Annotated in this window: 2 protein-coding genes and 1 pseudogene; 2 read left to right on the top strand and 1 reads right to left on the bottom strand. The window is 74.5% G+C overall.

The genetic code is table 11. The features are described 5' to 3' along the window. Positions 1–382: pseudogene (locus SACPADRAFT_RS0209585) on the bottom strand (putative glycoside hydrolase); the annotation flags it as partial. Between the two features lie 140 nt (positions 383–522). Between SACPADRAFT_RS0209585 and SACPADRAFT_RS0209580 the strand changes: the two are divergent. Further along, entirely contained in the window at positions 523–1563 is a 1041-nt protein-coding gene (locus SACPADRAFT_RS0209580) for a polysaccharide deacetylase family protein (RefSeq protein ID WP_028662350.1), read from the top strand. Positions 1564–1693: 130 nt separating this feature from the next. Then, the coding region (locus SACPADRAFT_RS32570) for a hypothetical protein (RefSeq protein ID WP_198048291.1) at positions 1694–2109 on the top strand (416 nt) is incomplete at its 3' end.

Here is a 2109-nt window from a genome sequence, read left to right as displayed (position 1 = left end):
GGGTCGGCGGTGTCGCGTCCACCCGGAAGGCGATCTCGACGGGGTCGGTGCCGAAGAGCGCGGCGTCGGACGGGGGCGTGACCCGCAGCGTGTGCCTGCCCTCGCCGAGCCGCTCCGGGTCCGGCCGGAGCGCGTCACCGCCGGTGCGGGTCCGCATCGGCTTCCCGTCGAGGGTCACGGCGAGCCCGTCGAGGCCGTGCCGTGAGGTGATCCGCGCCGCCCGGAGCGTCTCGGGCGAGACGGTGTCCCCCGCGGTGATCCCCTTCACCACCGCGTCCGGGCGGTCGGACACCACCTGGGGGACGACCACCGCGGCCGCGATCGCGGTCCCCGCGGCGATCAGCAGAACAGTCCATCGTGGACGTAACCGGAAACGGGCCATCGGTTCCTCCGGGACGCGGACGGTCGGGTGTTCGGCCGGTTACCCGGCACTGTCGACACCGGACACTGAGTGACGGTGATTGTGCCCGGTCGGGTGAGTGGGCTCGGTACCCGGGGCGGGTCTGGCCTACGGTGCCGGGCATGTCTCTGCGAGGAATGGTCACCGCCACGGCCGCGGTGTCGGCGGTCGCGGTCGTGGCCGGGTGCAGCACCCCGGACGCGCCGTCGGCGGACACCCGGCCCAGCCACCGGTCCGCCCCGGCCACCGCGGACACGGCTCCCGCGACCGGGTCGTCCGAACCCACCGCGGACCCGGAGGAGGTGGGAGCCAACGAACTCGGACTCGTCCCGGTGCTGATGTACCACCGCCTCGTCGACGAACCCGACTCGGTCTACGACCGCACCCCGGAGGCGTTCCGGGCGGAGCTGCGGCGGCTCGCCGAGGAGGGCTACGTGCCGGTGACCACCGCCGAGTTCGCCTCGGGTGAGCTGGACCTGCCCGCGGGGGCGCATCCGGTGGTCCTGACCTTCGACGACGGCGACCCCAGCACCGTACGGGTCACCCCGGACGGCGAGCCCGTGGAGGGCACGGCCGTGCGGATCCTCACCGAGGTCGCCGAGGAGTACCCGGACTTCCGCGCCACCGCGAGCGTGTACGTCAACGCCGACCCGTTCGGCGGCGGCGCGGCGGGGGAGCGCGCGCTGCGGTGGCTGCACCAGAACGGGTTCGAGGTCGGCAATCACACACATGCCCACACCAACCTCTCCACCGCGGGTCGCGAATCAGCCGAGGATGCCATCGTCGAGGGGCACGAGTCCATCCGTGCTGTCCTGCCCGACCACGAGCCGACCACGCTCGCCCTGCCGTTCGGGGCGCGGCCGGACCCGGCCGAGCTGGCGCTGCGCGGCGACGGGTACGACTACGACGCCGTGCTGCTGGTCGGGGCCAATCCGGCGCCGTCGCCGTTCGCGGAGAACTTCGACCCCGCGGGAGTGCCCCGGATCCGGTCGCAGGGCCCCGACGGCTCCGGTGCCGAGTTCGGGTCCACCGCCTGGCTCGACAAACTCGCCGACAATCCGGACCTGCGCTACACCTCCGACGGCGATCCCTCCCGGATCTCCTACCCGGCCGGCACGGACACCCCGGCCGCCGAGTTCGCCGAGGCCGCGCAGCCGTACTGACCCCCGGCTGCCACGTCCGGTACCGCCACCGGTCCCGGTGCGGCGGCACCGGTTCGCCCGGACGGGTGGTCACGCTTTGCGTCGCCGCGTGTGCGGGTAGCTACCGGGGGAGGCCGACGTGGAGGAGACGATGAGCGGAACAACCGGGAGACCGGCCACGACCACGGTGGCGGTGGTGGGGGTCCTGCTGTCGACGGGCGCGCTCGCCCTCACCTACGCCCTCACGGGCGCGGGGGTCGGCGTGTTCGGCCTGCTGGGGCTGTTCGGGCTGGTGGGCTGCGTGCGCAACCCGCGCCGCCGGGTCGTCGCGGATCCGCTCGCGCGGTACCCGGTGATGGACGGGTCCGGACCGGCACGGCACCGGCGTGGGCACCGGACCACCTCCGGGATCCACTTCTCCGGGCAGGCGCCCGGGAAGGACGCGTTCACCGGCGCCGCGTACGCGAACCTGCAGTCGCACGCCCCGCAGGCGGGAATCCCGCACCCGAGAGCGGCCCAGCCGGACGGTCACGCCGCCGGGGGAGCCGCTCCGGGCGCGCCGGGCCG

Source organism: Saccharomonospora iraqiensis subsp. paurometabolica YIM 90007, from assembly GCF_000231035.2.
Classification (GTDB): Bacteria; Actinomycetota; Actinomycetes; order Mycobacteriales; family Pseudonocardiaceae; genus Saccharomonospora; species Saccharomonospora paurometabolica.
This window is presented reverse-complemented; position numbering and strand designations above follow the sequence as displayed.